The sequence below is a fragment of the Terrabacter sp. P5_B1 genome, assembly GCF_056400505.1.
The window spans coordinates 1-1,736 of record NZ_JBFULD010000518.1; the positions used below are offsets into that span (position 1 = coordinate 1).

The 1,736-nt window shown below is 72.2% G+C and carries 2 protein-coding genes; both read right to left on the reverse strand.

Annotated elements, in window-relative coordinates:
* A partial coding sequence (locus AC1DP0_RS21575; RefSeq protein WP_478088574.1) for a NuoI/complex I 23 kDa subunit family protein occupies positions 1-504 on the reverse strand: 504 nt, incomplete at its 3' end.
* Positions 505-660: 156 nt separating this feature from the next.
* Complete coding sequence (gene nuoH, locus AC1DP0_RS21580) at positions 661-1,647, reverse strand: NADH-quinone oxidoreductase subunit NuoH (protein WP_478088576.1); 987 nt, start codon at positions 1,645-1,647, stop codon at positions 661-663.
* Positions 1,648-1,736 lie beyond the last annotated feature (89 nt).

The following is a 1,736-nucleotide window of genomic DNA, read 5'->3' on the forward strand; positions in this document are numbered from 1 at the left end:
GGGGGGCCGCGCTGCTGCGGTCACCTCGGCGGGGTCGGCGCTGCCGGGGTCGAGCGCGGGCGGCGCCGGGACGGTGGCCATCCACGCCCCGAGCCGGTCCTTCTCGTGGAGCAGGTCGCGGATGTCGAGCTCGGCGTACTCGAACTCGGGGCTCCAGTGCAGGGCGTCGAACGGGCACACCTCGATGCAGATGCCGCAGTACATGCAGAGCGAGAAGTCGATGGCGAAGCGGTCGAGGACGTTGCGCTGGCGGGCCCGGCCGCCCGGCGTCGTCGGCGGCAGCTCCTCCTTGTGCGAGTCGATGTAGATGCACCAGTCGGGGCACTCACGCGCGCAGAGCATGCACGAGGTGCAGTTCTCCTCGGTGAGCGCGATGACGCCTCGCGACCGTGGCGGGAGCGCGGGCGCGACGTCGGGGTACTCGGCCGTGTGCGTGTGCCGCGTCAGCGACCTCGCCGTCGTCGCGAGCCCCTTGACGAGCCCGGGGAGTATGCCGTCACCCACGTCCGCTCACCCCCTCCACCACTCGCTCCTCCACCGTCGAAAGGCCACCTGTGGCCGGGTCCGCACCGTCGAGTGGCCACGGCAGGCGGCCACACGTGGCCTCTCGACGGGTGAGAGGCGGCCACAGGTGGCCCTTCGACGGTTGGGGGTTGTGGGTCATGAGGTCATCACCACCACACCGACGGCGGTGATCGCGAGCTGCAGGAGCGCCATCGGGACGAGCCACACCCAGGCGAGGCGCTGGAGCTGGTCCTCGCGCATGCGGGGCCACGAGACGCGCAGCCAGATGACGACGACCGCGACGACGAAGCCCTTGAGCACCGTCCAGAGCCAGCCGACCCAGTGCTCGAAGGGCCCGGACCAGCCGCCGAGGTAGAGCACCGCGAAGAGGAGCGACATGACGACGATGCCGGCGTACTCGGCGAGCAGGAAGAACGCGAAGCGCAGACCGGTGTACTCGGTGAAGGCGCCGAAGACGATCTCGGAGTCGGCCACCGGCATGTCGAAGGGCGGTCGCTGGAGCTCGGCGAGGGCCGCGACGAGGAAGACGACGGCGCCGGGCAGCTGCCAGAGCATCCACCACGGGTGCCAGGCATCGGCGATGCCGACGAGCGAGAGGGTGCCCGCGGCCAGCGCCACCGAGGCGACGGCGAGCACCATGGGCAGCTCGTAGGACACGAGTTGGGCGGCGGCGCGCATGGCGCCGAGCAGCGAGTACTTGTTGGCCGAGGCCCACCCGGCCATCAGCGTCCCGACGATGCCGACGCCGATCACGGCGAGCACGAGCACGGCGCTCGCGTCGACGTCGGCCCCCACGACGCGCGGGGACAGCGGGATGACGGCGAGCGCCACGAGGTAGGGGATGAGCGCGACGAACGGGGCGAGGCGGAAGGCCCTCCGGTCGGCCCGGGCCGGCGTGACGTCCTCCTTCTGGACGAACTTCACCCCGTCTGCGACGAGCTGCGCCCACCCGTGGAAGCCACCGGCATACATCGGGCCGAGCCTGCCCTGCATGTGCGCCATGACCTTGTGCTCGGTCTGGCCGACGAGCAGGGGCAGCACGAGGAAGGCAGCCAGCACCGCGACGGCGCGCAGCACGACCTCGAGCCAGGGCGCCAGGTGGAGGGTCAGGGGCAGGCTCACCGCGGCCCCCACTCGGGACCGGGGACACCGGGGGCCTGCACGCGGCGGCGACCCGGGGCCCGGGCCGAGTCATGGCCCTCCCCCGGCTC